This window comes from Corynebacterium sp. HMSC08C04, from assembly GCF_001807495.1.
Taxonomy (GTDB): Bacteria; Actinomycetota; Actinomycetes; order Mycobacteriales; family Mycobacteriaceae; genus Corynebacterium; species Corynebacterium simulans.
This window is the reverse complement of record NZ_KV789201.1, coordinates 172,260-173,104: the sequence shown is the minus strand read 5'-3', so window position 1 is coordinate 173,104 and position 845 is coordinate 172,260. Positions and strand designations below refer to the sequence as shown.

General features: G+C 50.1%; 2 protein-coding genes. One reads left to right on the top strand and one right to left on the bottom strand.

The features are described 5' to 3' along the window. Positions 1 to 25 precede the first annotated feature (25 nt). The gene (locus HMPREF3169_RS03145) at positions 26 to 592 is read right to left on the bottom strand and encodes a ParA family protein (protein ID WP_070455649.1); all 567 of its coding nucleotides are present in this window, start codon (positions 590 to 592) and stop codon (positions 26 to 28) included. A gap of 72 nt (positions 593 to 664) precedes the next feature. Between HMPREF3169_RS03145 and HMPREF3169_RS13235 the strand changes: the two genes are divergently transcribed. Next, positions 665 to 845 (top strand): hypothetical protein (locus HMPREF3169_RS13235; RefSeq protein WP_210387444.1); only part of this gene is annotated, 181 nt, incomplete at its 3' end.

The window sequence follows — 845 nt, the reverse complement described above, 5'->3', positions numbered from 1 at the left end:
ATATCAGGTGTCTACCAAACAGGGGTCAGGTCCAATCCCAAACCTTCGTAGTTTTGGGCTTTGTTCCAAAAACGCGACGCGTAGCTGCTCTAGTTGGGATGACTGTTTCAGCAAGCGCTGCAGTCTCGTCACCCTCCAGCTCGGCATGGACTTTATCTAGAAGTTTTTCCCTTCTGTCGACATTCGACAGAACAACTGCTGTTGGTATCCCCATTTCTATTAGCCAAGAAAGCGTTACCTGCGTTCGGTCAATATCCATCGGGGAAACACCAGTGGGGAGAAGGACTAAATCGGCAGCCTCGGCGCTTTCGGTTATGAAAGCTAAACCACCTGGAGGGGTGTCGACTATAAGAAAGTCCGGATTGTTCCCCCTCCTGGCAACTCCAGAGAAATCACTTGAGCTGCGGACAGATTCGATAGGAAATGGAAAATCCTTCACTTTGCTTGCCCATCGGGTGGCAGATTGCTGGGGGTCGCCGTCTGCGACGGCGACCGTATAGCCCATCTTCCGAATTGCCTCTGCGAGCATTACTGAAAGTGTGGTCTTCCCCGTCCCACCCTTCGACTGAATTACGGAAATTACTCGAGTCATACAATAAGAATAGATTCAGGGAGGATTTACTCGGGTAGTGACATGCGTATGTGTGTATATGATGCTATACGTATGGAAACCGTTAAGCAGGGGACCGATCAGAAATCGCTTTATATGCATATGCCGATATACACATATGCATATATACTCATTCCGAATTTTAAAGCTATCAACTTGCCGAGGGACACTCCGGTTGCGGGCGCACGTGAAGGCGGTATGGTTTTGGGTGTCCGCAACGCGCTTCCCCCGGCGC

What these genes read in the sequence shown, in the direction of transcription:
- HMPREF3169_RS03145 (WP_070455649.1), bottom strand. Translation starts at nt 592, where the DNA reads ATGACTCGAGTAATTTCCGTAATTCAGTCGAAGGGTGGGACGGGGAAG.